The 26,373-nt window shown below is 72.8% G+C and carries 22 protein-coding genes; 14 read left to right on the top strand and 8 right to left on the bottom strand.

Going from position 1 to position 26,373, the window contains the following annotated elements; translation table 11 throughout:
* Positions 1 to 246 precede the first annotated feature (246 nt).
* The 4 genes from G3576_RS17395 to G3576_RS17380 all read left to right on the top strand — a co-directional run bounded on the left by G3576_RS17395 (position 247) and on the right by G3576_RS17380 (position 3,671).
* Positions 247 to 1,227: a CobW family GTP-binding protein gene (locus G3576_RS17395; protein WP_164695690.1), complete on the top strand. Its 981-nt coding sequence runs from the start codon at positions 247 to 249 to the stop codon at positions 1,225 to 1,227.
* Between the two features lie 58 nt (positions 1,228 to 1,285).
* Complete coding sequence (locus G3576_RS17390; RefSeq protein WP_164695689.1) at positions 1,286 to 2,320, top strand: WD40 repeat domain-containing protein; 1,035 nt, start codon at positions 1,286 to 1,288, stop codon at positions 2,318 to 2,320.
* Positions 2,321 to 2,331: 11 nt separating this feature from the next.
* Positions 2,332 to 3,153: an aldo/keto reductase gene (locus G3576_RS17385; protein ID WP_164695688.1), complete on the top strand. Its 822-nt coding sequence runs from the start codon at positions 2,332 to 2,334 to the stop codon at positions 3,151 to 3,153.
* 215 nt (positions 3,154 to 3,368) lie between these two features.
* Positions 3,369 to 3,671 carry a hypothetical protein gene (locus G3576_RS17380; RefSeq protein WP_164695687.1) on the top strand — a complete coding sequence of 101 codons (303 nt, stop codon included), beginning with the start codon at positions 3,369 to 3,371 and terminating at the stop codon, positions 3,669 to 3,671.
* An 80-nt stretch (positions 3,672 to 3,751) separates the two neighbouring features.
* On the opposite strand, the gene G3576_RS17375 is transcribed toward G3576_RS17380, so the two are convergent.
* Positions 3,752 to 4,006, bottom strand: coding sequence for a hypothetical protein (locus G3576_RS17375; protein WP_164695686.1), 255 nt, complete (start codon positions 4,004 to 4,006; stop codon positions 3,752 to 3,754).
* Positions 4,007 to 4,140: 134 nt separating this feature from the next.
* Here G3576_RS17375 and G3576_RS17370 point away from each other — a divergent pair, with 134 nt between their 5' ends.
* Positions 4,141 to 4,554, top strand: a complete 414-nt coding sequence (locus G3576_RS17370) for a DUF3775 domain-containing protein (RefSeq protein WP_164695685.1) — start codon at positions 4,141 to 4,143, stop codon at positions 4,552 to 4,554.
* A gap of 70 nt (positions 4,555 to 4,624) precedes the next feature.
* Here G3576_RS17370 and G3576_RS17365 read toward each other — a convergent pair whose 3' ends face one another.
* Complete coding sequence (locus G3576_RS17365; protein ID WP_164695684.1) at positions 4,625 to 5,350, bottom strand: DUF1194 domain-containing protein; 726 nt, start codon at positions 5,348 to 5,350, stop codon at positions 4,625 to 4,627.
* Positions 5,351 to 5,647: 297 nt separating this feature from the next.
* Positions 5,648 to 6,799, bottom strand: coding sequence for a DegT/DnrJ/EryC1/StrS family aminotransferase (locus tag G3576_RS17360; RefSeq protein ID WP_164695683.1), 1,152 nt, complete (start codon positions 6,797 to 6,799; stop codon positions 5,648 to 5,650).
* A 171-nt stretch (positions 6,800 to 6,970) separates the two neighbouring features.
* Here G3576_RS17360 and G3576_RS17355 point away from each other — a divergent pair, with 171 nt between their 5' ends.
* The 4 genes from G3576_RS17355 to G3576_RS17340 all read left to right on the top strand — a co-directional run bounded on the left by G3576_RS17355 (position 6,971) and on the right by G3576_RS17340 (position 14,353).
* Positions 6,971 to 9,034 carry a methyl-accepting chemotaxis protein gene (locus tag G3576_RS17355; protein ID WP_164695682.1) on the top strand — a complete coding sequence of 688 codons (2,064 nt, stop codon included), beginning with the start codon at positions 6,971 to 6,973 and terminating at the stop codon, positions 9,032 to 9,034.
* Between the two features lie 70 nt (positions 9,035 to 9,104).
* Positions 9,105 to 11,174: a methyl-accepting chemotaxis protein gene (locus G3576_RS32610; RefSeq protein WP_164695681.1), complete on the top strand. Its 2,070-nt coding sequence runs from the start codon at positions 9,105 to 9,107 to the stop codon at positions 11,172 to 11,174.
* Between the two features lie 28 nt (positions 11,175 to 11,202).
* Complete coding sequence (locus tag G3576_RS17345; RefSeq protein WP_164695680.1) at positions 11,203 to 13,269, top strand: methyl-accepting chemotaxis protein; 2,067 nt, start codon at positions 11,203 to 11,205, stop codon at positions 13,267 to 13,269.
* A 142-nt stretch (positions 13,270 to 13,411) separates the two neighbouring features.
* The gene (locus tag G3576_RS17340) at positions 13,412 to 14,353 is read left to right on the top strand and encodes an AEC family transporter (RefSeq protein WP_164695679.1); all 942 of its coding nucleotides are present in this window, start codon (positions 13,412 to 13,414) and stop codon (positions 14,351 to 14,353) included.
* A 9-nt stretch (positions 14,354 to 14,362) separates the two neighbouring features.
* Here G3576_RS17340 and G3576_RS17335 read toward each other — a convergent pair whose 3' ends face one another.
* Positions 14,363 to 16,327 carry a polysaccharide biosynthesis protein gene (locus G3576_RS17335; RefSeq protein ID WP_164695678.1) on the bottom strand — a complete coding sequence of 655 codons (1,965 nt, stop codon included), beginning with the start codon at positions 16,325 to 16,327 and terminating at the stop codon, positions 14,363 to 14,365.
* Between the two features lie 756 nt (positions 16,328 to 17,083).
* Here G3576_RS17335 and G3576_RS17330 point away from each other — a divergent pair.
* The 4 genes from G3576_RS17330 (at position 17,084) to G3576_RS17315 (ending at position 20,217) form a co-directional block, all read left to right on the top strand.
* The gene (locus G3576_RS17330) at positions 17,084 to 17,746 is read left to right on the top strand and encodes a transglycosylase SLT domain-containing protein (protein WP_164695677.1); all 663 of its coding nucleotides are present in this window, start codon (positions 17,084 to 17,086) and stop codon (positions 17,744 to 17,746) included.
* A 98-nt stretch (positions 17,747 to 17,844) separates the two neighbouring features.
* Entirely contained in the window at positions 17,845 to 18,504 is a 660-nt protein-coding gene (locus G3576_RS17325) for a glutathione S-transferase (protein ID WP_164695676.1), read from the top strand.
* An 82-nt stretch (positions 18,505 to 18,586) separates the two neighbouring features.
* Complete coding sequence (locus G3576_RS17320) at positions 18,587 to 19,471, top strand: VOC family protein (protein WP_164695675.1); 885 nt, start codon at positions 18,587 to 18,589, stop codon at positions 19,469 to 19,471.
* Positions 19,468 to 20,217 carry an FkbM family methyltransferase gene (locus tag G3576_RS17315; protein WP_164695674.1) on the top strand — a complete coding sequence of 250 codons (750 nt, stop codon included), beginning with the start codon at positions 19,468 to 19,470 and terminating at the stop codon, positions 20,215 to 20,217. The genes G3576_RS17320 and G3576_RS17315 overlap by 4 nt, the downstream gene beginning before the upstream one ends.
* Positions 20,218 to 20,233: 16 nt before the next feature.
* Here G3576_RS17315 and G3576_RS17310 read toward each other — a convergent pair whose 3' ends face one another.
* On the bottom strand, positions 20,234 to 21,088 hold the full coding sequence (locus G3576_RS17310) for a metal-dependent hydrolase (protein WP_164695673.1): 855 nt from the start codon (positions 21,086 to 21,088) through the stop codon (positions 20,234 to 20,236).
* A gap of 207 nt (positions 21,089 to 21,295) precedes the next feature.
* Between G3576_RS17310 and G3576_RS17305 the strand changes: the two genes are divergently transcribed.
* Positions 21,296 to 22,348, top strand: coding sequence for a glycosyltransferase family 4 protein (locus tag G3576_RS17305; RefSeq protein ID WP_164695672.1), 1,053 nt, complete (start codon positions 21,296 to 21,298; stop codon positions 22,346 to 22,348).
* Between the two features lie 3 nt (positions 22,349 to 22,351).
* Here G3576_RS17305 and G3576_RS17300 read toward each other — a convergent pair whose 3' ends face one another.
* The 3 genes from G3576_RS17300 to G3576_RS17290 form a co-directional block, all read right to left on the bottom strand.
* The gene (locus tag G3576_RS17300) at positions 22,352 to 22,951 is read right to left on the bottom strand and encodes a YjbF family lipoprotein (RefSeq protein WP_164695671.1); all 600 of its coding nucleotides are present in this window, start codon (positions 22,949 to 22,951) and stop codon (positions 22,352 to 22,354) included.
* Between the two features lie 13 nt (positions 22,952 to 22,964).
* Positions 22,965 to 24,989, bottom strand: a complete 2,025-nt coding sequence (locus tag G3576_RS17295) for a TRAP transporter permease (protein ID WP_164695670.1) — start codon at positions 24,987 to 24,989, stop codon at positions 22,965 to 22,967.
* Positions 24,990 to 25,238: 249 nt separating this feature from the next.
* Positions 25,239 to 26,225, bottom strand: a complete 987-nt coding sequence (locus G3576_RS17290) for a TAXI family TRAP transporter solute-binding subunit (RefSeq protein WP_164695669.1) — start codon at positions 26,223 to 26,225, stop codon at positions 25,239 to 25,241.
* Positions 26,226 to 26,373 lie beyond the last annotated feature (148 nt).

Raw genomic sequence — 26,373 nt, 5'->3', positions numbered from 1 at the left:
ACCATCCTCAACGCCATCATCCGAACCGGAAAGCCATGGGACGCAAAACCCGCTTGACGACCAACACAGTCGCTCAGACGCCGGCGCGGCCATCCGGCCGCTTGGCTTCGCCGCGTTCGCGGCCTCGGCCGACGGTGTCGGCCGCATGTCACGACAGGGACTCAGCGGTGTCAGACCTGGAATCGTCCCCGCATCCCCATATAACCGCCCGAACGCCGCCAGACCGCCCCGAGAGGCCCCTATCCCATGAGCACCACCACCACCGCCCCCGTCCCCGTCACCGTGCTGACCGGCTACCTCGGCGCCGGCAAGACCACGCTGCTGAACCGCATCCTGAGCGAGAACCACGGCAAGAAGTATGCGGTGGTGATCAACGAGTTCGGGGAGCTCGGCGTGGACAACGACCTCGTCGTCGATGCGGACGAGGAAGTGTTCGAGATGAACAATGGCTGCATCTGCTGCACGGTGCGCGGCGACCTGATCCGCATCATCGGCGGCCTGATGAAGCGCCGTGGCAAGTTCGACGGCATCATCGTGGAGACGACGGGCCTGGCCGACCCCGCCCCCGTGGCGCAGACCTTCTTCGCGGATGAGGATGTGAAGCGGGCCACCAAGCTCGACGCCATCGTCACCGTGGTGGATGCCAAGCACCTGCCCGCGCGGCTGGCCGACAGCGCCGAGGCGCAGGAACAGATCGCCTTCGCCGACATCATCGTCCTGAACAAGATGGACCTGGTGGACGAGGCCGAGGCGGCGGCGGTGGAGAAGCTGATCCGCGGCATCAACCCCTATGCCGAGATCCGCCGCAGCACCAAGTCCGACGTGCCGATCGAGAGCGTGGTGGGGCGGGACGCCTTCAACCTGGCGCGGATCCTGGAGCGGGAGCCGGAGTTCCTCTCGGGTGAGGACCATCACGAGCATGACAGCGAGGTGAACTCGATGTCCTTCCAGGTGTCCCGCCCGATCGATGCGGAGAAGTTCAACGTCTGGATCGGGGAGCTGCTGCAGTCCAAGGGGCAGGACCTGCTGCGGACCAAGGGCATCCTCTACTACGCCAATGACGACCGCCGCTTCGCCTTCCAGGCCGTGCACATGATCGCCGATGGCGACTACATCGGCCCGGTGAAGGATGGCGACGAGCGCAAGTCCAAGATCGTCTTCATCGGCCGCAACCTGAACCGGCCGCAGCTGCGGCGCGGGTTCGAGGCGTGCCAGGTGCCGGCCTGAGGTTGACAGGCGCCGCCCGCCCGACGAAGGCGGGCGGCAGCATGATCGGGACTGAGCGATGGCCGAAGTGACGGAAGCCGATTTCCTGCTGGCGAGCCGGGGCGTGGCGCGGGAGCTTGGCGCCTGGGCGGTGGCGGCGGTGTTCGGGCGGGAAGGGCGGAGCCTGTCCTTCGCGCTGGCGGATGGGACCGTGCATGTGATGGGCGTGGCCGCGCCCGCCGGCGACTGGCAGCGGGTGGAGGCGCATGACGGCGCCGTGCTCTCGGCCGTGGCCGATTGCCGGGCCGGCGTGCTCTCCGGCGGCGATGACGGGCGGCTGGTGCAGGTGCTGCCGGATGGCACGGTGACGCAGGTCGCGTCCTACGGCTCGAAATGGGTCGACCAAGTCGCGGCGCATGAGGGCGGCGTGCGCGCGGCCTCGGTCGGCAAGGTGGTGCATGTGCTGGATGGGGCGGGGCAGGCGCTGAAGTCGCTGGCCCATCCGACGACGGTCGGCGGCATCGCGATCGACGCGAAGGGCAAGCGGATCGCGGCCAGCCATTACGGCGGGGCGTCCCTCTGGTTCGTGGGGTCCAAGGAGGACAAGCCCAAGGTCCTGGAATGGAAGGGCAGCCACCACGCCATCCTGTTCAGCCCGGATGGCACGCATGTGGTGACCGCGATGCAGGAGCCGGCGCTGCATGGCTGGCGGCTGGCGGACGGCCAGCACATGCGCATGTCCGGCTATCCCGGGAAGACGCGCAGCATCCATTTCTCCGGCCGCGGCCGCTGGCTGGCGACGAGCGGGGCGGAGAGCGTGGTGCTCTGGCCTTTCTTCGGTGGCGGGCCGATGGGCAAGGCGCCGACGGAACTCGCCGGCGGCGACGAGGTGCTGTGCAGCGCCGTCGCCTTCCATCCGCAGCACGAGGTCGTCGCGGCCGGCTTCGGGGATGGGCTGGTGCTGATGGCGGAAGTGGCCAGCGGCAAGGTGGTGCCGGTGGCGCCGCCCCAGGGCAGCGCGGTGTCGACGCTCGCCTGGAACGCGGCGGGCACGCATCTCGCCTTCGGGACGGAAGCCGGGCTCTGCGGCGTGGTCGACCTGTCCAAGCGGTAGGAGCGGAACCGATGCAAATCCTGGAGACGGCGCATCTGCGCATGCCGCGCCTCGGCCTCGGCACCTGGCCGATGAAGGGGGAGGAGTGCACGCAGGCCGTGATCTCCGCCCTCGGCATGGGCTACCGGCACATCGACACGGCCGAGATGTACGGGAACGAGGAGGCGGTCGGCGCCGGCATCGCGCGGTCCGGCGTGGCGCGGGGCGACATCTTCCTGACGACGAAGGTCTGGAACGACAAGCCGAAGGGCGACGCGATCCGGCGGGCCTTCGATGCCAGCCTGAAGCGCCTGGCGACGCCTTATGTCGATCTCTTCCTGATCCATTGGCCGTCGCCGGAGCTCGATCTGCCCGACGCGCTGAAGACGCTGGCGGCGCTGCGCGCCGAGGGACGCGCGAAGGCGATCGGCGTCTCGAACTTCCCGCCGAAGCTGCTGCGGCGCGCGATCGATGAGGGGGTGGGGCTCGCCTGCCTGCAGGTGGAACACCACGCGCTGCTGGACCAGTCCGTGCTGCGGCACATCTGCGCGGAGGCGGGGATGGTGCTGACCAGCTATTCGCCGCTGGGCAAGGGCAACGCGCCCTCCGACCCCGTGCTGCAGGGCATCGGGCGCAAGCATGGCGTCACGGCGGCGCAGGTGGCGCTGGCCTGGCTGATGGCGATGCCGGGCGTCTCGGCCGTGCCCAAGGCGGCGAGCAAGGCGCGCCAGGCGGAGAACCTGGCGGCGCTGGATGTCAGGCTGGATGCGGCGGACCTGGCGGCGATTGCGGCGCTGCCGAAGGACCGGCGCTATGTGAACCCCGGCATGGCGCCGGATTGGGTGAACGGGTAGCGACAAGGCCGGTCGAGCGCGACAATCGTCGATCGCCGCCGGGTGCGTCGTTGATCGTGTGCGGAATGGCAGGTCGCGCAACGCGCCCTCAGGTTTGCCCGCATAAGGCAAGGGTGCCGTAGCCGCGGTCGGCCCCCAACCTCATCGGCGCCGGAGCAGCGGCTGCTGGCTTACGCCGATTGCCTTTCCGCGCGCACGGAACGGGGAGCAGCGACATGGATGAGTTCTGCCGATTTTACGTCCATGACAGCTGGACCATGATCGCGGTGTCTTTCGCGCTGCTGTTCGCCGCGTCGATCGTGATCTGGAGGTTCGCCAAGCCGAAGATGACGCTGCCGGTCTTCCTGTATCACGTCTTCAACTACCGGGCGCGTTTCGCCACCTTCGCAAGTCCGGAGGCCCGGGCTCGCTTCAAGGAGCCGGCCGTGAGCGCTGCGGTAGGCACGGCCGTTGCGGTGGTGGTCTTCAACGTCCTCGCCCTAGCCGCCTGCCCTGGCAGCATTCTGTACGGGATGTGACGCGTGCCGGTCTCCCTCCCCGGTCGCTTGCGCCATGCCGGCCGCGGGGCGGCATGGCCCGCAGCTCGGGCGCTCACCGATCAGGTATGGTGCAGCGGACGCTTGCGCGCGCCGGGGGCCGCGAGGCAGGTGAGCATGGCGCGGCGGAGGGGCGGCGGGTCCTCGGCGAGGACGTCCCGGCGCGCGGCCTCCGAGGCATGCAGCAGGAAGGGGGCGGCGCAGCCGAAGCCGGGGCCGCGCATCTGGGCGACTTCCGGGGCGACCTCGGGCAGCGCATCGGCGCCGACGGGGCTGGCCAGCAGCAGGCAGAGGGCAGCGATGGGCCAGGCGCGCATGGTGGCGTCTCCCTTCGGCGTGCTCAACGCTGCGGAAGGTGCCGGCGTTGCCGGGCGATTTTTTCGTGCCCCGTCTGGAACTGTGACGGCCTGCTGCTTTGTAATGGGCGCGCAGGCAGAGAGGGGGGATACCCATGGCGGCAGCATCCGACGACGAGATCGACCTGGGTATCAGCCTGGAGAAGGTGGCCACGATCGTGGACCAGGCCCGGGCTGTGCAGGGCGACGAGGAGGCGGAGCTGGGCGCGGCCGCCGATGATGGCGGCGATGACACGGAGGAGGCGGGTCCCGACGATGTCACGGAGGACACGCTTCGCGCCTACATCACGGAGCTCAACGATGACGAGCAGGCGGCGCTGATCGCGCTGTGCTGGGTGGGCCGCGGCGACTACGAAGCGGGTGAGTGGGACGAGGCCGTGGGCCTGGCCGCGGAGCGGAATGACGGCCGCGATGCCGCCGATTATCTGCTCGGCATCGACAATCTCGGCGACCTGCTGAGCGAGGGCGTCGCCGCCTTCGGCCTGAGTCTCGAAGAGATCGAACGCTGATTGACGACGGTCCAGGCCCGTCTCGGGCCTGGTGGATGGGGTCCGGGGAAGGCAAGGCCTTCCCCGGGAGTCACGCGTAGGTCGTTGTCGGCCCGTTGACTCCCGCGATCTCCCGGATCAGCTTCCGTCGCACCGCGTTGCCGAAGGATTCAAAATCCTCCGCCGCGATCATGAAGGCGCCCTGGCCGCCGATGACGCTGTCCCGGTAGTAGATGTCGAGGGGCACGGGGGGCGCGCGGCCGAAGGTCGGGCGGTCGTTCAGGATGGGCAGGCCGTTGATGGTGATGCCGTCGGCCACGGCGCGGTCGCGGGCGAGTTCGGCGGGCGGGCCGCTGTTGTTCACGCCGTCGCCGGAGACGTCGATGACCTTGCGCGTCGCCTCATGCGGGCATTCGCCGAGCGCGCGGCGCGATGCCTCGATGGCGCCGGAGACGGAGGTCCAGGACAGGGAGGCGCGCGGTGCGCGTTCCAGCGTGGCGGCCCAGCCATCGGCATCGGGTTGGGCGGCGATGCGCGTCCAGGGGATGACGGTGCGCTGGTATTCGATGCCGGCCCATTCGATGTAGCAGAGGGCGATGGAGCCGAGCATGCCGCCGCGGATGGCTTCCACCACCTTCGGGTCGGAGACGGCGCTGCGGTAGCCTTCGCGTTGCAGCCGGGCTTCGTCCTCGTCGATGGAGCGGCTGACATCGACGGCGAGGACGAGGGCGACGTCCACCGGCTCATCCGCCCGGGCCGGGGTGATCCGGGCCAGGCTCGCCGCGCCGGCGGCGGCAATCAGGGACCTGCGGCGCATGCGTGGCCTCCGCGTCTGATGGTCCCGTCATGCAACAGCAACCGATGCCGCCGGTTCAAGCCTCAATAAAGATTTTGAGGCTGGGAAGGTTCAGACCAACGGCCGCTTGCAGCGACTCGTTGGTATGATCTTCCTGCCCTCAGGCGCCGGGCGCCGGCTCCGCCGGCTTGGCTTCGCCGCACAGGCGGCGGGCCGCATTCCGGGACCCCATGCACGTTGCGCAGCAACGCGCATGGGCACCCGTCGCGGCCTCGGCCGGCCTTGCCGGCCGCAAATCAACACGTTCGGGCGTTGGCGTCAGACCGCGCCGGCTACGGCCGCGACGACCCGCGCGACCTCCTCCTCGGTCAGGTAGGGGTGCATGGGGAGCGACATGATGCGGCGGCAGAGCATCTCCGCCACCGGCAGTTCGGGGGCGTTGCTGATGGCGCCGGCATGGGCGGCCGCGTAGGCGGGCTGCCGGTGCAGCGACTTCGGGTAGTAGATCGCGGTCGGCACGCCGGCGGCCTTGCAGGCGTCCTGGACGCGGGCGCGGGCGGCCTCGTCCTCCACCAGGATGGAGTAGAGGCCCCAGGCGTGGTCGGCGCCTTCCGTCGTCACGGGCGTCTGAACCTTGCCGGCCAGGCCCTGGTTGTAGGCAGCGGCGATGCGGGCGCGGGAGGCGAGCTCGGCCTCCAGCAGGCCGAGCTTCGGCAGCAGGATGGCGGCCTGCATGGTGTCGAGCCGCCCGTTCATGCCGGTGCGCTCGACCTCGTAGCGGGTCTTGCCCTCGCCATGCGTCCGCAGGCTGCGCCAGAGTTCGGCGCGGTCCGCGTCATCGGTCAGCAGCGCGCCGCCATCGCCATAGCAGCCGAGCGTCTTGGTGGGATAGAAGCTGAGCGCCGCGGCATGGCCCCAGCGGCCGAGGCGCTTGCCGTGGAGCGCGGCGCCGAAGGCCTGGGCGGCGTCGTCGAGGGCGAACATGCCCTTCTCCGCGCAGAGCGCCTCGATCGCCGGCCAGTCGGCGGGCAGGCCGAAGAGGTCCACACCCACGATGGCGGCGGGGCGCAGCCGGCCCTGGCTTTCCACCAGCGCGATGCGGCGCTTCAGGTCGTCGATGTCGATGTTGAAGGTGCCGGGGTGGACATCGACGAAGATCGGCGTGGCGCCGAGCACGAGGGGCACTTCGGCCGTCGCGGTATAGGTGAAGGCGGGCAGGAAGACGGCGTCGCCGCGGCCGATGCCGGCGCCCATCATGGCGATCTGCAGCGCATCGGTGCCGGAGGAGACGCCGACGGCATGGGCGCAGCCCGCGAAGGCCGCGAGCTTCTGTTCGAGTTCCTGCACCTCCGGCCCGTTGATGAAGCGGCCGCTGTCGAGCACGGAGGCCAGGCGGCGGTCGATCTCCGCCCGGATCAGGGCCTGCTGGGCCTTCATGTCGAACAGGGCGATGGGGGCAGGAGAGGTCATGGCAATCCGTCATCCGGTCGAGACGGGGGTCCAATAGACCCGGGGGCCGCGTCGGCCAAATCACCGGCGGTTTCGGGGCGTTGCCGGCGGGCCGATGAGGCGGTCCGTTAGCGGGCTGGTCATGTAACACGGGTAATCCTCCGCGACCTGTCACGGTCACGAGGACCCAAGATGCGCATCCGCCACGCCTTCCTGCTCGGCTTCGGCCTGGTGGCACTACCGGGGTTGCTGCTGGCGCTGTGGTTCGCGGTCCAGGGGTGGCGGGAGGTCTCGGTGGCGGAGCGCGGGCTGCGCGCGACGGCCGCGATCAGCGACGTGCTGCGCGCGTCATCGGTCTACGGCACGCAGGCCGGGCGGGTCAGCGCGGTGGCGCTGGCGGCGCAGCCGGATTTCGCGGATCTCGACCGCGGGCATGCGGAGATGAGCGGGCTGCTGGACCGTGCCATCGCCAGCGTGACGGCGGCGGGCTTCGACCCCGCGGCGCTGCGGGCGACGCAGCGGCGGATGGAGGATTTCCGGCGGCGGGCGACGGAGACGGGGCGCATTCCCCTGCCGCAGCGCGACGGCGCGCTGCTGCGGGACCTGCCGGCGGCACGGGCGGAACTCGGCGCGGGGATGACGCAGCTGGCGCTGGCCATCGGGCGGGAACTCGCGATCTCCCAGCCCGCGCTGGCGATGCGGCTGGAGGTCGCGATGCATGTGGCGTCGCTGCGCGACCTGAGCGGCCAGCGATCCCTGCCGATGACGGGCTGGGTGGGCGGCCAGATGGTGCAGCCGGCGGTGCTGCGCAACGCGATGGAACTCAGCGGCGGCATCAAGGAGGCGTTCGCCAGCGCGGAACGCCTGGCGCGCGCCATCGGCACGCCGCGGCTGATGCAGGCGCTGGAGGCGCAGCGCCAGGGATTCATCAATGGGTCGGAAGTGACGTGGCGGCGGGTGCTGGAGGAGGCGGTCGGGCGCGTCGGCACGGCGGGCACGGGCTGGTCGATGGACCTGGCGCAGTACCGCGCCTTCGCGCCGGCGGCGCTGACGGCGCAGGTGGCGCTGCGCGATGCGGCGCTGGAGGAGGCGCGGGACTTCGGCGAGGGCGCGGCGGCGGAAGCGCGCCGGGACCTTGGCATCGCGCTGGTCGCGGCGGTGACGATCGCGCTGCTGCTGGGCGCGGCGCTGGTGCTGCTGCTGCGCCGCGTGGTGCTGCCGATCGGGCAGCTGACCGGCACGGTGCGACGGATCGGCGAGGGTGAGCTGACGCTGGCGGTGCCGGCGCGGGAACGGACGGACGAGCTTGGCGAGATGGCGCGGGCCGTCGATCAGCTGCGGCTGGCGTCGCTGGAGCGGGAGGCGCTGGAGGCGGCGCGGAAGCAGGAACAGGCGGCGCAGCTGGAGCGCGCGCGGCGGGTGGACGCGCTGCTGCACGATTTCGAGCAGGAGACGGCCGGCGTGCTGCGCACGGTGGCGGCGGCGGCGACGCAGCTGGACGCGACGGCGAGCAGCATGGCGGCGACGGCGGCGGATGGCACGCAGCGCGCGGGCGCGGTGGCGCGGTCCTCGGCCGAGGCGAGTTCGAGCGTGGGCAGCGTGGCCGCGGCGACGGAGGAACTCTCGGCCTCGATCGGGGAGGTGCTGCGCCAGGTGGAGGCGAGCACGCGGACCGCGCAGCAGGCGACGGAGGCGGCGGAGCGGACCGATGTGACGGTGCGCGGGCTGTCGGAAGCCGCGTCGCGCATCGGCGACGTGGTGCGGCTGATCGGCGACATCGCGGGGCAGACGAATCTGCTGGCGCTGAATGCGACGATCGAGGCGGCGCGGGCTGGCGAGGCGGGCAAGGGCTTCGCGGTCGTCGCGTCGGAAGTGAAGGCGCTGGCGGCGCAGACGGCGAAGGCGACGGAGGAGATCGGCGCGCAGATCGCGGCGATGCAGGCGGAGACCGGGCGGACGGTCGAGGTGGTGCGGGCCATCGCGGGGACGATCGAGGCGCTGAACCGGAACACGGCGCAGGTGGCGGAGGCGGCGTCGCAGCAGGCGGAGGCGACGCAGGAGATCGGGCGCGCCGCGGCGGCGGCGGCGCAGGGCACGCAGGAAGCGTCCCGCCACGCCGAGGGCGTGAGCGAGGGCGCGGAGCAGACCGGCCAGTCGGCGGCGGAGGTGCGCGGCGCCTCGGCGGAGCTGGCGCGGCAGGCGGAAGGGCTGCGCGGGCGGGTGGACCATTTCCTCGGCGCCATCCGCGCGGCGTGAGCCGCCGGATTAAGCCGCGGGCAAGGGTGGCGGGGCTATCCTGCCGCGGTCGATCGATGTGGGATTCCTGATGCGTATCCAGTCACGTTTCCTCCTCGGCTTTATCGCCATCGCGGCGCCGGGGCTGGCGCTCTCTGCCTGGTTCGCCAGCGATGCCTGGCGGGATTCCGCGCGGGCGGAACGCGCGACCCGGGCGACGCAGGTGTTCAGCGACATCGGCCGGGCGCAATCCGCCTTCGCGGTGCAGACCGGCAACCTGACCGTGGCGCTGCGCGCGCCCACCCCGGACCTGGCGGGGATGCGGCAGACGCATGAGGCGGCGATGGAGCGCCTGGCGGCGGCGACGCGCAGCATGGCGGCGGCCGGCACCGACGCGACAGTGGTGCGGGAGGCGACGACGGCGCTGGAGGAGCTGATGCGCCGGGTGACGGCGGCATCGGCGCAGCCCGTGCCGGCGCGCGATCCCGCCTTGCTGCAGGAGGTGCTGGCGCGGCGCGCCGATCTCAGCACGCGGCTGAATGCGATCGGGGGGGAGGCGGCGCGCATCGTCACCACCACCGCCCCGGATGTCGCGCCCTTCATCGAGGTTGCGCTGCACGCGATGACGCTGCGGGAAGTGGCGGGGCGGCGCGCGCTGGGTGTCTCGCCCTGGGTCGGCGGCGCGCCGATCCAGCCGGAAGCGCTGGAAGGGCTGGTGGAGCTGAGCGGCCGCGTCGCGGAGTCGGTGGCCAATATCGAGCGGCTGGTGGAGGCCTCCGGCGCGCCGCGGCTGACCCGCGCGCTGGAGGAGCAGAAGCGGCTGCTGGGGCAGGAGGCCGATCCCTATTGGCGTAGCTTCCTGCGCGTGGCGCGCGCGCGGCTGCAGCCGGCGACGGCGAATACGCCCTGGCCGCAGGATACGGCGGCCTTCAGCGCCTATACGATCCGGACGCTGGCGCGGCTGCTCGACATGCGCGACGCGGCGCTGGACGAGGCGCTGGAGCGCGCGGCGGCGGCTGACGCCTCGGCGCGCTTCCAGCTGGGCGTCTCCGTCGCGGGGATGGTGCTGACGGCGGCGCTGATGGCGGCGGCGCTGGTGATGCTGCTGCGGGGCATGGTGGCGCCGCTCGGCCAGCTGACCGGCACGGTGCGGCGGATCGGCGAGGGTGAGCTGACGCTGGCGGTGCCGGCGCGGGAACGGCCGGACGAGCTTGGCGAGATGGCGCGGGCCGTCGATCAGCTGCGGCTGGCGTCGCTGGAGCGGGAGGCGCTGGAAGCGGCGCAGAAGCAGGAACAGGCGGCGCGGCTGGACCGCGCGCAGCGCGTCGATGCGCTGCTGCGGGAGTTCGAGGCCGAGACGGCGGATGTGCTGCGGGCGGTCGCCGCCGCGGCGACGGAGCTGGATGCGACGGCGACGAGCATGGCCTCGACCGCCGCGGATGGCACGCAGCGCGCGGGCGCGGTGGCGCGGTCCTCGGCCGAGGCGAGTGCCAGCGTGGGCAGCGTGGCCGCGGCGACGGAGGAACTCTCGGCCTCGATCGGGGAGGTGCTGCGCCAGGTGGAGGCGAGCACGCGGACCGCGCAGCAGGCGACGGAGGCGGCGGAGCGGACCGATGTGACGGTGCGCGGGCTGTCGGAAGCCGCGTCGCGCATCGGCGACGTGGTGCGGCTGATCGGCGACATCGCGGGGCAGACGAATCTGCTGGCGCTGAATGCGACGATCGAGGCGGCGCGGGCTGGCGAGGCGGGCAAGGGCTTCGCGGTCGTCGCGTCGGAAGTGAAGGCGCTGGCGGCGCAGACGGCGAAGGCGACGGAGGAGATCGGCGCGCAGATCGCGGCGATGCAGGCGGAGACCGGGCGGACGGTCGAGGTGGTGCGGGCCATCGCGGGGACGATCGAGGCGCTGAACCGGAACACGGCGCAGGTGGCGGAGGCGGCGTCGCAGCAGGCGGAGGCGACGCAGGAGATCGGGCGCGCCGCGGCGGCGGCGGCGCAGGGCACGCAGGAAGCGTCCCGCCACGCCGAGGGCGTGAGCGAGGGCGCGGAGCAGACCGGCCAGTCGGCGGCGGAGGTGCGCGGCGCCTCGGCAGAGCTGGCGCGGCAGGCGGAAGGGCTGCGCGGGCGTGTGGACCATTTCCTCGGCGCCATCCGCGCGGCGTGACGACCAGGACGGCAAGGGACAGGGTGTGATGCGCGTTCGCCAATGGCTGCTTTTGTGTTTCACCCTGGTCGCCCTGCCCGGGCTGGTCGCGCTGGCCTGGCAGGCGAAGGAAGCCTGGCGGGAGGTGCGGCAGACCGAGCGCGTCGTGAGCGCGACCCGCCTGATCGATGAGGTGCTGCGCGGGCAGACCGCCTTCGCGCTGCAATCCGCGCGCATCAGCACGGCGATGGTGGTGGCGCAGCCCGACGTCGCGGATCTCCGCGCGGGGCAGGCGGAGATGCAGCGGCTGCTCGGATCGGCGGAGGCGAATGCGCGGGCGGCGGGGCTCGATCCGGCGGCGCCGCGCGACGCGCTGCGGGCGATGACGGCGCTGACGGAACGCGCGCTGGCGGCGGCATCCCAGCCGCCGGCCGCGCGCGACAGCGCCGTGGCGCGGGAGCTGGCGCAGGTGCGCAACGACCATGGCAACCGGCTGAGCGGCATGGCGCGGGAGGCGGCGCGCGAGCTGTCGCGCCTGGCGCCGGCGCTGGCGCCGCTGCTGGAGACGGCGATGCAGGGCGGGCAGCTGCGCGACATCGCCGGCCGGCGCGGCCTGCTGCTGAATGGCTGGGTCGGCGGCGGCACCATCACGCCGGAGGCGCTGGTGACGGCGCAGCAGCTGACCGGGCGGGTCGAGGAGATCCTGGCGACGCTGGAACGGCTGGTGGAGGCGGTGGGCTCCGCGCCGCTGACGCGGGCCTATGACAGCTCCATCCGGCAGGGCTACCTGGCGAGCGGCGAGCCCGGCTTCCGCAACCTGGTGCGCATCGGCGCGCTGCGCCTGGCCGGCGGCACGGAAGCCTGGCCGAACGATCCCACGGCGCATCGCCGCTTCTCCACCGGCGCGCTGACGCAGATGGTCGGCGTGCGCGACGCGGCGCTGGAGGAGGCGATCGCCAAGGGCGAGGCGATGGTGGCGCAGGGCTGGCAGGACCTGGCGATCATCGGTGGCATGGCGCTGGCGACGCTGCTGGTGATGGGCGGCGCGCTGGTGGTGCTGATGCGGCATCTGGTCTCCCCGCTGGCTGACCTGGCGCGCGTGGTGCGGCGGATCGGCGGCGGCGAGCTGACGCTGGTGGTGCCGGGCAGCGCGCGGCGGGACGAGCTGGGGGAGGTGGCGCAGGCGGTGGACCAGCTGCGCGCGGCCTCCGCCGAGCGCAACGCGCTGGAAGCCGCGCAGGCGGCGGAGCGCGAGGCGCGGGCGGCCCGGGCGGCGCGCGTCGATGCGCTGCTGCGGCAGTTCGAGGCGGAGACGGCCGATGCGCTGAAGACCGTGGCTTCCGCCGCGACGGAGCTGGATGCGACGGCGACGGGCATGGCGACGACGGCGCGGGACGGGTCGGCGCGCGCTGCGGCCGTCGCGGACAGCACCGCCATGGCCAGCGCCAATGTCGGCAGCGTGGCGGCGGCGACGGAGGAGCTTTCGGCCTCGATCGGGGAGGTGGTGCGCCAGATCGATGCCAGCGCCGCGGCGGCGCGCCAGGCGACGGAAGCGGCGGAGCGGACGGATGCGACGGTGCGCGGCCTGTCGGACGCCGCGTCGCGCATCGGCGATGTGGTGAAGCTGATCGGCGACATCGCCGGGCAGACCAACCTGCTGGCGCTGAATGCGACGATCGAGGCGGCGCGGGCGGGCGAGGCGGGGAAGGGTTTCGCGGTGGTGGCCAGCGAGGTGAAGACGCTGGCGGCGCAGACGGCGAAGGCGACGGAGGAGATCGGCGCGCAGATCGCGGCGATGCAGGCCGAGACCGGCCGGACGGTGGAGGTGGTGCAGGCCATCGCCCGCACCATCGAGACGCTGAACACCGCGACCGCCCAGGTGGCGGAGACGGCGGCGCAGCAGGCCGCCGCGACGCAGGAGATCGGCCAGGCGGTGGCGCGGGCGGCGTCGGGGACGCGCCAGGCCTCCGAGCACGCCGCCGGCGTCAGCGCCGATGCGGAACGCACGGGCAGCGCGGCGGCGGAGGTGCGCGGCGCCTCGGCGGAGCTGGCACGGCAGGCGGAAGGGCTGCGGGGCAAGGTGGACCACTTCCTCGGGGCCATTCGCGCGGCGTGAGGCTGGGCTAGAAGGGGGGCTCCTGATGGGGAGCCCCCTGCGTGACGCCTGTGGACCACTGGATCGGCGTGCCGGGCGGGAGGCTTTTCGCCCGGGCCTGGCGACAGAAGCCTGGGTTGCTCCGAGCGCGGCCTGCCAGCCCATGTTGACCGCCTTCCTGGCGGTGGTGCCGGTCTTTGCCGTGATCGGCGCGGGCTATGCGGCGGGGCGCTTCGGCTGGATGGGGCCGACGGCGAGTGCCGAGCTGAACCGCTTCGTCATCGCGCTCGGCCTGCCGGCCATGCTGTTCCTGGTGATGGCGGAGGCGGATTGGGGCCGGCTCTGGCAGCCGGGCTTCGTCGCCGCCTTCGTGCTCGGCGCCTGCCTGATGCTGCTGGCGGTGATGGCCTGGCGGCTGCGGCGGGGGGAGGGGCTGACGGCCGCCGCCCTGCAGGGCCTGAACGCGGGCTATGCCAATGTCGGCTATATGGGGTTTTCCATCTGCGGGGCGGTGTTCGGGCCGGGCAGCGTGGCGCTGGTCTCGGTCGCGACCATCCTGACGGCCAGCGTGGTGCTGGCGGTGGCGCTGACGCTGATGGAGGCGGGGCGGCAGGCGGAGGCGCATCCGCTGCGGCTCGGCCTGCGGGTCGGGGCTTCGCTGCTGCGCAACCCGGTGGTGGCGGCGCCGCTGCTGGGCGCGGCCTGGGCGATGGCCGGGATCACCATGCCGGAGAGCCTGGCGAGCGTGGCGCGGATGCTGGGCGCGGCGGCCAGCCCCTGCGCGCTGCTGGCGATCGGCCTGTTCTTCGCGCTGCCCGCGGCGCGGATGCCGGAGGGGGGCGGCCTGCCGGTCGGCATCGCCGCGCTGAAGCTGCTCGGCCAGCCGCTGCTGGCCTGGCTGCTCGGGCGCTTCGCCTTCGGGGTGGAGGGGGAGGCGCTGGGCGTGCTGGTGCTGCTGTCGGCCCTGCCGACGGGGACGGGCGCCTTCATGCTGGCGGATCGCTACCGCACCAACCTGGCGGCGACCTCGCGGATCATCCTGCTGTCCACCGCCGCCTCGGTGCTGACGCTGACGGCGCTGATCATGGCGCTGGGGCTGATGTAGGGGCGGGCGTCAGGGCGCCTTGCCGTTGGTCTCGTGCTCGAATTCCGGGACCAGGGCGCCGAGGCGGGCCAGCGCCGCCTTGCGGTCCCCTGCGGCGGCGAGGGCGGCGACGGCGTCGATGGCGCGGCCCATCTCCGCGGCATCCGTGGTGCGGGGCGTCGCGACCAGCAGGCCCGGGAAGTTGGTGGGGCTGGGGGGTTCCTGGCCGTGGAACAGCTCCTCGAACAGCTTCTCCCCGGGGCGGAGGCCGGTGAAGCGGATCTCGACGTCGTCGTCGGGGCGCAGCCCCGCGAGGCGGATCATGCGGCGGGCGAGGTCCACGATCTTCACGGGATCGCCCATGTCGAGGACGAAGATGCCGCCTTCGCGGAGTTCAGGCGGCTGGTCCTGCCCGCCGGCGGAGCCGGCAAACCATGAAATTCCGGTGGCGCCGACGACGCTGGCCTGGAGGACGAGGCCCACGGCCTCCCGCACCGTCATGAAGTAGCGGCGCATGTCGGGATGGGTGACGGTCAGCGGGCCGCCGCGTTCCAGCTGCCGGCGGAACAGCGGCACGACGGAGCCGGTGGAGCCGAGGACGTTGCCGAAGCGGACGGTGACCAGGCGCATGCCGGTGCCGGATTGCCGCGCGCCGCGGTCGAGCGCCTGGCAGTACATCTCGGCCAGGCGCTTGGAGGCGCCCATGACGCTGGTCGGGTTCACCGCCTTGTCGGTGGAGATGAAGACCATCAGCGAACAGCCGGCCTCCCGCGCCGCATCGGCGACGATGCGGGTGCCGAGCGCATTGGTGAGAAGGCCCTCCAGCGGGTCGTTCTCCACCATGGGCACATGCTTGAGGGCGGCGGCGTGGAAGACGAGTTCCGGCCTGATCTCCGCCATGAGGCGGGCCATGCGGGCGCTGTCGCGGACATCGGCCAGGACGGCGCGGCGGGGCACGCCGGGGTGGCGTTCGCGGAGCTCCAGGTCGATCTCGTAGAGGACGTATTCGCCGTGGTCGAGCAGCGTCAGGCTGGCGGGGCCGAGGGCGGCGACCTGGCGGGCGAGCTCGCCGCCGATGGTGCCGCCGGCGCCGGTGACGAGCACGCGGCGGCCCTGCACCAGGCGGGCCATGCCCTCCCGGTCGAGCGGCACCTGCGGGCGGTCGAGCAGGTCCTCGATCTCGACGGCCCGGAGCGTGACGCGGGGCTCGGCTTCCGCGCGTTCGCCGGGGCGGCGGCTGGCGGGGCCGAGGGCGGTGGGGAGGGGCGCGCGCTTCACCGGCAGGCCGTGGCGGTCCGCGGCATCCAGCAGGCGCTGGAGTTCCAGGCCCTGGAGCTGGGGCGTCGCGAGGATGATCTGGGCGGGAAGGCGCCCTTCCTCCCTCAGCTGGTCGAGGATGGAGGCCGCATCCTCCGCCGTGCCGAGGATGGGCAGGCCGTGGATGCGGCGGCCCAATTGGCGGGAGCGGAGCGAGAGGATGCCGGTGACGCGATAGGCGGGGCTGCGTTCCTGGCCGATGGCGCGGATGAAGAGGTCCGCGCCATCGCCGGCGCCGACCAGCAGGACGGGGGCGGCGGGGGTGTCGGAGATCGGGCCGGCGCGGCCGGCATGGCGGAGGCGCGCGGCGATCCGGGGCGCGGCCAGCAGGGCGGCGAGCACGAGCGCGTGGATCGCCGGGAAGCCCGGGTTGGGCGGCGCCCAGGCGCCGGCCCAATGCAGGCCGATGGCGGTGATCAGCGCCGCGCCGGCGGCGGTGCCGATGATGGACAGGGCCTCCGGCAGGGAGGCGAAGCGCCAGTATTGCTGCGGCAGGCGCAGCGGCACGCCGACCGCCATCAGGGCCGCGATGGCGCCGGGGATGGCGCTGGCCCACCAGAGGGGGGGCGGCCAGGCGCCGGGCGCGGCCAGCCAGACCGCGGCGGGCAGCGCGAGCGCCGCCACCAGCGAATCCAGGGCGAGGTTGAGGAGGATGCGGTCCCGAGCCGAAGCAGCCATGCCCCGGTTGCTACTCCCGTGCGGGCGCGGTCGCTAGTGCCGGGCGTCATGCCGCGGGGAACGCGTCCGCTCCCTGCGCATCGGCCATCCCTGGGCATCGAGTGGCCGTGCAGGGCCGACCGGGCGGAACCGAACGCCTGACATGGCCGTTAGGACGGCCCGGCCCCATCGGCAGCGGGTCCCGCGGGCACCGCGAGGGCATCCCCCGCCGGGTCCCGGGGTGCCGGGTGCAGCGCCCGGATCGAGGTGGCGGTCCTACGGGCCCTGTCCCGCCGCCAGTCACGGAAGGGCGCCGCCAGAAGGGCCTCTTCGCTCCGCCACGCCGCGCCACACGGGAGAGAACCGGCTGTGAGATGCCTGTCGCCTGCCGAGCCCCGCACCCGCGATGGGCTGTCCGCACCATCGAGGGATCGGGCCGGGCGCTGGGCGTCCCGGCTGAAGACGGTCCTCGTCATCGGCTCCTTCCTGATCGCCGCGCCCTGCTCCGGCATGCAGGCCGAGGCAGCCGGCGCGCGCGCCTCCGCGACGTCCTCGAGCGTTCCCCATCGGGCGGCTCCGCCGGCGCGGGCGGCGAACCGCCTGGAGGCCAGGCGCCAGCAGCCCGCCGCCGGCGCCGCGCGACAGGCGCGTGGCCGCGTCGTGCCACGCCAGTCGGCTTCCCGCCCCGAGCGCGGGGGGCAGCGGGCGGCGGCCCCGCGCCGCGGCCGCGCCGGTGCCGCGCCTGCGCCCGTGGCGGCGCCGGCGACGCTGCCCTCGGTGAGCCCCGAGGTTCTCCACGCCCTGCAATCCGTGGCGGCGAGCCCGTCCGAGCGGGTCCTGCTCTTCGCCCTGGCCTCGCGGGAGAGCCGCTTCGTCGCGACGGCGCGGAACCCTGCCTCCTCGGCGCGGGGGCTGATGCAGTTCACCCGGACGACATGGCTGGAAGCGGTGCGGGACCATGGGCCGGCGCATGGGCTGGCCTTCCATGCCGACGCCCTGTCGACCGATCCAGAGACCGGCACCATCTCCGCCCGCGACAGCCGGCTGCTGGAGGAGCTGCTGGTCCTTCGCGACGATCCCAACCTGTCCGCCGCCTTCGCCATGGCCCGGCTCGGCCTGGAGAAGGAGAACCTCGCCCCGGTCCTGCGGCGGCCGGTCACGGATGCCGACCTCTATCTGGTCCACTTCCTCGGCCCGGTGGGCGCCCGCCGGTTCCTGCGGGAACTGGCCCGCGCGCCCTCGCAGCGTGCCTCGGATGTCGTTGGTCCGGATGCAGTGGCGGCGAACCGCAACGTCTTCGTCGCGCGGAATGGCCGGCATCGGTCGCTGGGCCAGGTGCATGCGGCGGTGCGGCAGGATCTGTGGCGGCAGCGCGCCGTCTATGCGGGGCTGATGGGGGGCGCCGGCCCGGGCCGGGCGGAGGTGGCGGAGGCGCGGTAGGGCGCTGCTGCCCGCGACGACGGAACCCGCCCGCCCCCCTCGGGACAGCCGGCGCCGGCCGTGCCATGAATCGCGAAACGGATCAGGGGAACGCGGCCATGGCCGAGGGCAGGCTGGTGATCGGGACGAAGCGCTACTCCTCCTGGAGCCTGCGCGGCTGGCTGATGGTGCAGCTGGCGCAGCTGGATGTGGAGGAGGTGGTGGTGCCGCTGGCGGGCGGCGGGGGCACCCAGGCGATCAAGGCGATCTCCCCCAACGGGATGGTCCCCTACCTGGAACATCGCGGGGCGCGGATGTGGGAGAGCATCGCGATCGCGGAATACTGTTCCGAGTTCAAGGCCGATCTCTGGCCGCGCAAGCGGGCGGCGCGCGCCCACGCGCGGAGCATCGCGGCCGAGATGCATGCGGGCTTCCGGGCGCTGCGCATGGCGATGCCGATGAATCTCGGCCGGGAATTCCCGGGACATGGCCGCAATCCCGAGAGCCTGGCCGATATCGCGCGCATCCAGGCGATCTGGGCGGAGGCGATCGGCGAGTATGGCGGGCCCTTCCTGACCGGCATCGACTTCACCCTGGTGGATGCGATGTATGCGCCGGTGGTGGCGCGATTCCTGACCTGGCAGCCGGAGCTGAACGCGACCTCCCGCGCCTATGTCGCCGCGGTCAGGGCGCATCCGCTGGTCGATCGCTGGTACCGGGAGGCGGCGGCGGAGCCGGCGGACTGGCTGCTCGACAAGTACGAGAACCCCGCCCTGTGATGGCGCCCCTGACGACGGTCCAGGCCCGTCTCGGGCCTGGTGGATGGGGTCCGGGGAAGGCAACGCCTTCCCCGATGCTGCCATGAGCAGCGCCACCGTCCTCGACCATCTCGGCCTTTGCGCCCGCGACCCGGCGCCGCTCTGGGCGGCGTGGGAGCGGATGGGTTTCGTGCTGTCGCCGGTCGCGCAGCAATCCGGCCGGCGGACGCCGGAGGGGCCGGTGGAGCCTTTCGGGTCGGCCAATCGCTGCGCCTTCCTGAAGCATGGCTATGTGGAGCTGCTGGGCATCCAGGACCCCGCGCTGTTCTCCAACGGCCTCGATGGCTTCCTGGCGCGCTACACCGGCGCGCATATCTGTGCCTTCGGGATGGAGGATGCGGAGGGGAACTTGGCGCGGCTGCGGGCGGGCGGGATGGCGATCCCGGGCATTGCCTGGCTGCAGCGCCCCGTCGAGGCCGGCGGGCCGATCGCCCGTTTCGCCCGGCTACCCTTCCCGGATGCGCCGGAGGGGCGGATCCAGCTGGTGCAGCACATGACGCCAGAGCTGGTCTGGGACCCACGCTGGATGGGCCACACCAACGGGGCGGAGGCGCTGGAGGTGGCGATCCTGGCGGCGGCCGATCCGGCGGAGACGACGGCGCGGCTGTCGCGCCTCACGGGCCGGCCCGCGGAGCCCGATCCGGTGGCCGGGTTCCGCATCCGGCTCGCGGGTGCGGCCGGCGCGGCGGGGCCCTTCTCCCCGGCCATGGAGACGGTGGTGCGCATCCTGCCGGCGGCGGCGCTGGGCCGCGTGCTGCCGGGGGTGGAGGCGCCCGCGCTCCCCTTCATGGCGGGGATGGTGATCCGCACGGGCGACCAGGGCCGCGCCGCGCGCGCCGTGCTGGCGGGGCTTCCGCTGCGGGACGCGCCGGATGGCGTCATGGTGCCGCCGGAGGCGGCAGGCGGGGCCGCGGTGGTGTTCCGGTGACCTCCGTCGCGGCGGTCCGCGCCTCCATCCGGACCTACCTTCGCGAACCGGGCCGGGCGGCGGCGCTGGATGGGTTCCAGGCGCGGTTCCTCGGGCCGGGGGAGCTCGGCTTCGACGTGGGTGCCCATGTGGGCGACCGGGCGGCGAGTTTCCGGCGGCTCGGCGCCCGCGCGGTGGCGGTGGAGCCGCAGCCGCTGCTGGCGCGCTTCCTGCGCCGCGCTTTCGGCCGGGATGCGGGCTTCACGCTGGTGGAATCGCTGGTGGGCGAGGCGGTGGGCGAGGCCGTGCTGCGGGTGAACTCCGCCAACCCCACCGTGGCCACGGCCAGCGCCGATTTCGTCGCCGCCGCCGATGGCGCCGCGGGGTGGGAGGGCCAGGTCTGGGACCGGGAGCTGCGACTGCCGGTGACGACGCTGGATGCGCTGGCGGCGGCGCATGGCATGCCCGACTTCGTGAAGATCGATGTCGAGGGGTATGAGGCGGTGGCGCTGGCGGGGCTGACGCGGGCGCCGCGCAGCCTCTCCTTCGAATTCACCACCATCCAGCGGGGCGTCGCGGGGCAGTGCCTGGACCGGCTGGCGGCACTGGGTTTCCGGGCGTTCAACGCCTGCCTGGGGGAAGGCATGCGCTTCGCCCATCCCGCGCCGATCGGGGCCGCGGCGATGGCTGAATGGATCGCGGCGCTGCCGCATGAGGCCAATTCGGGCGACGTCTATGCCAGCCTGGAGCCGGCACGGCTCGGGTGAAGCCGCCCTGCGCCTGTCAGGCGGTGGCGCGGTCGTCGCGCAGCAATTGGCGGCCGCGCTCCACCAGGTCCTGGTCCCGGCCGCCGCCACCGGCATAGCCGGGCTTGAGGTAGGCGAGGCACGGCACGAAGAGCATGCGCGCCAGCCAGGGCCGGCCCAGCAGCGCCCAGCCCAGCCGGAGCCGCATGCGCCAGCCGAGCCGGCCATCCGGCCCCGCCAGCAGCGTCGCGGCGTTGCCGGCCATGCCGCGCACCAGCTGGACGATGACGATGAACAGGACGCCGACGCGCAGCGCGTATTTCAGCCAGCGCGGGCCGCTCCAGGGCGCCGCGTGGAAGACGCTGAGCGCGACGGCGGAATGCTCCACCTCCTCCAGCGAATGCCATTGCCAGAGCTGGCGATAGGGCGCGGCGGCACCCTCCAGCAGGCGGCTGCCCAGCACGGCGCGGGAGAAGCTGTAGGTGATCTGCTCGATCGCGCAGGTGGCGGCCAGCCGCACGATGGGGCGCGTATGCGGGTCGAGCAGCCGGCGCGCGCGCGCCTCCATGGCGTCCACATCCGCGCCCAGGCGGCGGAGCGCGGCGTTGTAGGCCTCATGCTCCCGCGTGTGGAAGGCTTCCTGCCGGGCATAGCCCTGCACCCCCTCCCGCACCGCGGGGTCGGGCACCTTCGGGGCATAGTGCTTGAGGGCGCGGATGAAGAACCGCTCCCCTTCCGGCAGCATCACGGCGAAGCCGTCCACGATGGCGGATCGGACCGGGTCGCCATCGAGCCAGGCCGGGTTGGCGTTGCCGACGATGTCGAAATGCAGGTCGCGGGGCACGATGCCGAAGGGGGCGCGGGCGGCGTCACCATCCGGATCGTGGGGCATGGGGTCTCGCGGCATGTCAGGTCGCGGCGGCCGGGTGCATGACCACGCGGGTGGCACGCGGCGGTGCGGGAGTCCAGCGCAATCGGGCGGTGGCGCCATCATGATCGCGCGGGAGGGCCCGACGGAACACCGGAGGGACCACCGGGCGCGGCACCGGCACGGCTCCGTCTTGCCCCGGCGCGGCCCGGCGTGCTGTAGCGGCCGGGCATGACCGTCCCCGCCTTCCTGGAACACCTGGCCTTCGCGGGCGCGCTGGCGGTGCTCTCCGCCCTCGCCGTGCGGCTGATGATCGCCTTCCCGATCCTGGACCACCCGAACGCCCGCAGCGCCCATGTGCGGCCGACGCCGCGCGGCGGTGGCGTCGGCGTGCTGCTGGCCTTCATGGCGGGGATGCTGGTGCTGTACCAGGTCGCGACCTTCGCGCGGGTGGCGGACCGGCAGTTCATCGGCGTGATCCTGGCCGCCGGCGCCATCGCCGGAGTGGCGCTGGTGGATGACGTGCGGGACCTCTCGGCCCGGCTGCGGCTGGGGGCGCAATGCCTGGCGGCGCTGGTGGCGGTGGGCAGCGGGCTGGTCGTGCAGAAGCTGGCGCTGCCCTGGATCGGGGTGGTGGAGCTGGGCTGGCTCGGCGTGGCGCTGACCCTGGTCTGGATCGTGGGCTGCACCAATGCCGTGAACTTCATGGATGGGCTGGACGGGCTGGTGGGGGGCACGCTGCTGGTGGCGAGTGCCGCGCTGGCGCTGCTGGCGGCGCTGCAGGGGGGGTGGTTCGTCTATGCCGCGGCGCTGTTCCTGGCCTCCGGCTTCGCGGGCTTCCTGCCCTTCAACCTGCACCCCGCGCGGATCTTCATGGGGGATGTGGGGAGCCAGTTCGCGGGCTTCATGCTGGCGGTGCTGGCCGTCGCGGCGTCCCGCTTCGATGGGCAGCAGGTGTCCTTCCTGATCGTGCCGCTGCTGATCTTCGGCCTGCTCTTCGACTCGGGCTTCACCCTGGCCCGGCGGGCGCTGATGCGGGAGAGGCTGGCGGAGGGGCACCGGACGCATCTGTACCAGCTGGCGCAGCGATCGGGCGTGAAGGTCCGCGTGGTGGCCGGGCTGCATTGGGGCTTCGCGCTGTTCCATGCCGGGCTCGCCTTCGCCTTCCTGCAACTGCCGCCCGCGCTGAAGCCGCTGGTGGTGGTGCCGGCGGTGGCCGTGCAGCTGGCCTGGCTGGGCTTCGTGGTGGCGCGGATGCGGGCGGCGGGGATCGGCTGGCGCTGAGCCTCAGCGCATCTCCATCGTGACGGGCGGGACCTCGTTCCCCACCCATTGCTCGCTGCGCAGCACGGCACCGGTCTCGGGGTCTGCCCAGAAACGGTTGGTGAAGGCGCCGGCGGGGCTGGTGCAGGCTTCCCGCACCAGGATCCCGTCCGCCTGACGGGAGGCGGTGAGGCGGCATTCCACGACAAGGCCGAAGCGCATGGTGGCGGGTTCGCGGCTGGCGCCGGCCAGGTCCACCGTGCGGCGGGTGCTGGCGGGGTTGCCGAGCAGGGCCAGGATATCGTCGAGCGGGTCCGGCCCCTCCTGCCGCGTGGCGGTCAGCATCTGGCCGAGCCCGGCGGTGGCGACGATGCGCGGGCCCTCGGTCGCGATGGCGATGCCGCCCTCGGCGCGCCAGAGGCGGCGATTGCCGGTCTGCTGCGCCAGGGCGAAGACATGGCTCTGCCGGGTGCCGGCCAGGCGGAGCCCGCCCGCGGGGGCGGCCGGGGCCTCGGCGGTGGGGAGGACGCCGCGCAGCGCCTCCGCCACCGGTGTGTCGCCGCAGGCCGCGAGCAGCAGCGCGAGGGCGGGCGCGATGGCCCGCGCGACACGCCGCCGCGGCATCAGGCCGCCCCCATCAGGCAGGCTGGGCGCGGGGCGCGCGCCATTGCAGCAGCAGCAGCACCGCCGCGAGGCCGAGGCCGATCCAGTGCGGCACGGGCACCAGGCCCGGCGCCAGCGCATCGAGCGAGGCGGGGAAGACCATCAGCACGCCCGCCACCACCAGCGCCGCGCGTTCCCAGGCCGGCATGGCGCGGATCAGGAAGCCCTGGCAGGCTGCGGCCAGCGCGGCGAGCCCTACGGTCGCCAGCACGATCTGCCAGGCGACATCCACCCAGGTCATGGTCGCGGTGAAGCGCAGCAGCAGGCCCACCCCTTCCGGGTCGGTCACGAAGACGAAGGGAAGGACGAAGGCGGGCAGGGTGTATTTCCAGGCCTGGAGGGTGGTGCGGTAGGGGCCGGCGCCGGTGATCGCACTCGCCGCGAAGGGGCTGAGCGCGGTGGGGGGCGAGACCTCCGACAGCACGGCATAGTAGAAGACGAACATATGCGCGGCGTAGTCGGGCACGCCAAGCTTCATCAGCGCGGGCGCGGCGACGACGGCGCAGATGATGTAGCTGGCGGTGACGGGGACCGCGAGGCCGACGACCCAGACGATCAGCGCGGTGTAGATGGCGGTGATGACCAGGCTGCCGCCCGCCGCCTGGATGGCGATGTCGGAGAATTTCAGGCCGAGGCCGGTCAGCGTGATGACGCCCACGATGATGCCGGCGCAGGCGCAGGTGGCGGCGATGCCGACGGACTGGATGGCGCCATTGGCCAGCGCGTGGATCAGCTTGCGGGGGCCGATCGCCGTCTCCCGCTTGATCCAGGAGAGCACCACCGCGACGATGGTGGCGTAGAGCACGCTGAGCGTCGCGGAATAGCCGATGCCCATGAAGACGACGATCGCGATCAGCGTCGAGAAGTGGAAGCCGTATTCCCGCACCAGCTTGCCGACAGGATCGACCTTCATGGCGACGGGCGGGGCCGCGTTGGGGTCCGCGGCGCGCTGCGCCTCGATCCGCCGCTGGTCGAGCTCCACCATGAAGAGGAGGGAGGCGTAGTAGAGGCAGGTCGGCACGATCGCCATGACGATGACGTCGAGATAGCCGATCTTCAGATACTCGGAGATCAGGAAGGCGGCCGCGCCCATGACGGGCGGCGAGAGGATGGCGCCGAGACCGCCCGCCGCCAGCAGCCCGCCGGCGTCATCCGCGCGATAGCCGACCTGGCGCATCATCGGCCAGGCGACGGTGCCGAGCGTGACCGTCGTGGCGACGCCCGAGCCCGAGGGGCCGCCGAGCAGGAAGGAGGACAGCACCACGGTGCGGCCCGCGGAGGAGGGCTTGCCGCCCGTCAGGCTGAAGGAGAAATCGACGAAGAACTTTCCCGCCCCCGTCGCCTGCAACACGGCGCCATAGATGGTGAACAGCACGATCAGCGTCGCGGAGACGTCGATCGCGGTGCCGAATATGCCCTCCAGCGTGATGGTGATGTGGGGGATCAGGCGATCCATGTCGTAGCCCTGGTGGCGCCAGGGCGGGGACAGGTGATTGCCGAAGAAGGCATAGAGCAGGAAGGCGATGGCGACGGCGGGCATGATCCAGCCCGTCGAACGGCGCGTCACCTCCAGCACCAGCGCAATCAGCATCCAGCCGACGACGATGTCCATCGGCTCGGGGAAGATGTAGCGGTCCTGGAGATCGTCGCCGCCGGCGATGAGATACCAGATGCAGTAGATGCCGGCCGCGATCAGCGCCCAGTCCCAGACCATCACGCGATGCCGGAAGCGCCGATCCACCGGGAACAAGGCGAAGCCCAGCACCATGGCGAAGCCGACATGGACGTAGCGCAAGGTCGTCGTCGGCACGATGTCCCAGGCCGCCCAGAGATGGAACAGCGACATCGCCAGCGCGACACCGACGGCGGCATGACCCAACAGGCCAGGCAGGCGGTTCTGCGCGCCCTCCTCCTGCTCGATCAACGCCTCCACCCTCGCGGCGGTGGCATCATCCAACGCGCCCTTCGGCACCTCGGGCGGGAGGACACTGGCACTCATCGGCGGGACCTGCTGGGCGTGTGAGGGTGGTCATGCGAGGGGCGCTGCCCCTCGCGCTCCCCGCAAAGGGGCAGCGGCCCCTTTGAACCCATCAATTCATGGGTGGTGTGGAGGAGGGGCTCGGCGGGGCCGCGGGTGAAGCGGGCGTTCAATGCCCCTCCTCCACGCCACCCATAAACGGGTTTCCAAAGGGCCGCTGCCCTTTGGCAGGGGGTGCAGGGGGACAGGGTCCCCCTGCAAGCCGCCCCCTCACGCCAGCGTCGCGCCGGCGGAGCGCCAGAAGGCTTCGGCCGCGGGGTGCCAGGGGATGCCGGCGGCGGCGGTCTTCTGGGCATTGAGGGTGAAGTTGCGGGCTTCGGCGTGGACGCGGGCCCAGTCTTCCCGGTTTTCCCAGGTGACGCGCAGGATGTTGGTGACCATTTCGGCGCTCATGTCCTCGCGCACCGCGAGGATGTTGGCGACGGAGAGCTGCTTGTTCGCCGTGGTCTGGCCGGGGTAGGTGCCGGCCGGGATTTCCTCCGGGAAGTAGACCGGCCCGTTCTCCTGCACGATGCGGGCGTGCAGGTCGGCGTGGTCCACCAGGTGGATCTGCGTGCCGGGCGTGGCGGCGAGGTCCGTGATGGCGGAGGTCGGCACGCCGGAGACGAAGAAGTAGGCGTCGAGCTTGCCGTCGCGGATGGCGTTGGTGGATTCCGCGGGGCTCAGGCGTTCGCGGGCGCGGAAGTCCTTGTCGCGGTCGAGGCCGCCGGCGGCGATGACGCGGAAGGCGAAGAGTTCGGTGGCGGAGCCGGGGGCGCCGGTCGAGACCCGCTTGCCCTTCAGGTCCGCGATGGAGCGGATGCCGGTGGCGGCCGTCGTCACGACCTGCATGCGGTTGGTGTAGAGCACGGCGATGGCGCGGGCGGGCACGGCGCGGCCGCGGAAGGGGCCGGCGCCGCGCAGCCCGTCCACGGCGGCGTCCACCTGCCCGAACAGCATGCCGACGCGGCCGGCGCCGAGCAGCTGGAAGTTGGCGACGGAGCCGCCGGTGACCTCGACGGTGGCGGACATGCCGGGGATGCCGCGGGAGAGGTAGTTCGCGAGTGCGCCGCCGAGCGGGTAGTAGACGCCGCCGGTGGTGCCCGTCGCGATCGCCATCTGCGTGCCCTGGGCGCGGGCGATGCCGGGGGCTGCGAGCGCGGCGAGACCCCCCGCGCCGAGTCCGGCGAGGCCGCGGCGGCCGATCTTGTTGGTCATCCTCTGGACCCTCCCGTTTGATTGTCCGCCAGCAATACAGGGGTGTGGCGGATCGCGGAAGAGCGGGCCTCGGCGCTTGACCTGCGTCAAGGCGGCGCGTGGCGGGGGCGCCTAGGGTTGGCGTCGATGGGAACCAACCCTCGGAGGG

This window comes from Falsiroseomonas algicola (genome assembly GCF_011040385.1).
Lineage (GTDB): Bacteria > Pseudomonadota > Alphaproteobacteria > Acetobacterales > Acetobacteraceae > Falsiroseomonas > Falsiroseomonas algicola.
This window is presented reverse-complemented; position numbering and strand designations above follow the sequence as displayed.

What these genes read in the sequence shown, in the direction of transcription:
- G3576_RS17320 (WP_164695675.1), top strand. Translation starts at nt 18,587, where the DNA reads ATGAGCAGCGCCACCGTCCTCGACCATCTCGGCCTTTGCGCCCGCGAC.
- G3576_RS17305 (WP_164695672.1), top strand. Translation starts at nt 21,296, where the DNA reads ATGACCGTCCCCGCCTTCCTGGAACACCTGGCCTTCGCGGGCGCGCTG.
- G3576_RS17295 (WP_164695670.1), bottom strand. Translation starts at nt 24,989, where the DNA reads ATGAGTGCCAGTGTCCTCCCGCCCGAGGTGCCGAAGGGCGCGTTGGAT.
- G3576_RS17355 (WP_164695682.1), top strand. Translation starts at nt 6,971, where the DNA reads ATGCGCATCCGCCACGCCTTCCTGCTCGGCTTCGGCCTGGTGGCACTA.
- G3576_RS17375 (WP_164695686.1), bottom strand. Translation starts at nt 4,006, where the DNA reads ATGCGCGCCTGGCCCATCGCTGCCCTCTGCCTGCTGCTGGCCAGCCCC.
- G3576_RS17360 (WP_164695683.1), bottom strand. Translation starts at nt 6,799, where the DNA reads ATGACCTCTCCTGCCCCCATCGCCCTGTTCGACATGAAGGCCCAGCAG.
- G3576_RS17310 (WP_164695673.1), bottom strand. Translation starts at nt 21,088, where the DNA reads ATGCCCCACGATCCGGATGGTGACGCCGCCCGCGCCCCCTTCGGCATC.
- G3576_RS17395 (WP_164695690.1), top strand. Translation starts at nt 247, where the DNA reads ATGAGCACCACCACCACCGCCCCCGTCCCCGTCACCGTGCTGACCGGC.
- G3576_RS17345 (WP_164695680.1), top strand. Translation starts at nt 11,203, where the DNA reads ATGCGCGTTCGCCAATGGCTGCTTTTGTGTTTCACCCTGGTCGCCCTG.
- G3576_RS17365 (WP_164695684.1), bottom strand. Translation starts at nt 5,350, where the DNA reads ATGCGCCGCAGGTCCCTGATTGCCGCCGCCGGCGCGGCGAGCCTGGCC.
- G3576_RS17340 (WP_164695679.1), top strand. Translation starts at nt 13,412, where the DNA reads ATGTTGACCGCCTTCCTGGCGGTGGTGCCGGTCTTTGCCGTGATCGGC.
- G3576_RS17390 (WP_164695689.1), top strand. Translation starts at nt 1,286, where the DNA reads ATGGCCGAAGTGACGGAAGCCGATTTCCTGCTGGCGAGCCGGGGCGTG.
- G3576_RS17335 (WP_164695678.1), bottom strand. Translation starts at nt 16,327, where the DNA reads ATGGCTGCTTCGGCTCGGGACCGCATCCTCCTCAACCTCGCCCTGGAT.
- G3576_RS17325 (WP_164695676.1), top strand. Translation starts at nt 17,845, where the DNA reads ATGGCCGAGGGCAGGCTGGTGATCGGGACGAAGCGCTACTCCTCCTGG.
- G3576_RS17300 (WP_164695671.1), bottom strand. Translation starts at nt 22,951, where the DNA reads ATGCCGCGGCGGCGTGTCGCGCGGGCCATCGCGCCCGCCCTCGCGCTG.
- G3576_RS32610 (WP_164695681.1), top strand. Translation starts at nt 9,105, where the DNA reads ATGCGTATCCAGTCACGTTTCCTCCTCGGCTTTATCGCCATCGCGGCG.
- G3576_RS17290 (WP_164695669.1), bottom strand. Translation starts at nt 26,225, where the DNA reads ATGACCAACAAGATCGGCCGCCGCGGCCTCGCCGGACTCGGCGCGGGG.
- G3576_RS17385 (WP_164695688.1), top strand. Translation starts at nt 2,332, where the DNA reads ATGCAAATCCTGGAGACGGCGCATCTGCGCATGCCGCGCCTCGGCCTC.
- G3576_RS17370 (WP_164695685.1), top strand. Translation starts at nt 4,141, where the DNA reads ATGGCGGCAGCATCCGACGACGAGATCGACCTGGGTATCAGCCTGGAG.
- G3576_RS17380 (WP_164695687.1), top strand. Translation starts at nt 3,369, where the DNA reads ATGGATGAGTTCTGCCGATTTTACGTCCATGACAGCTGGACCATGATC.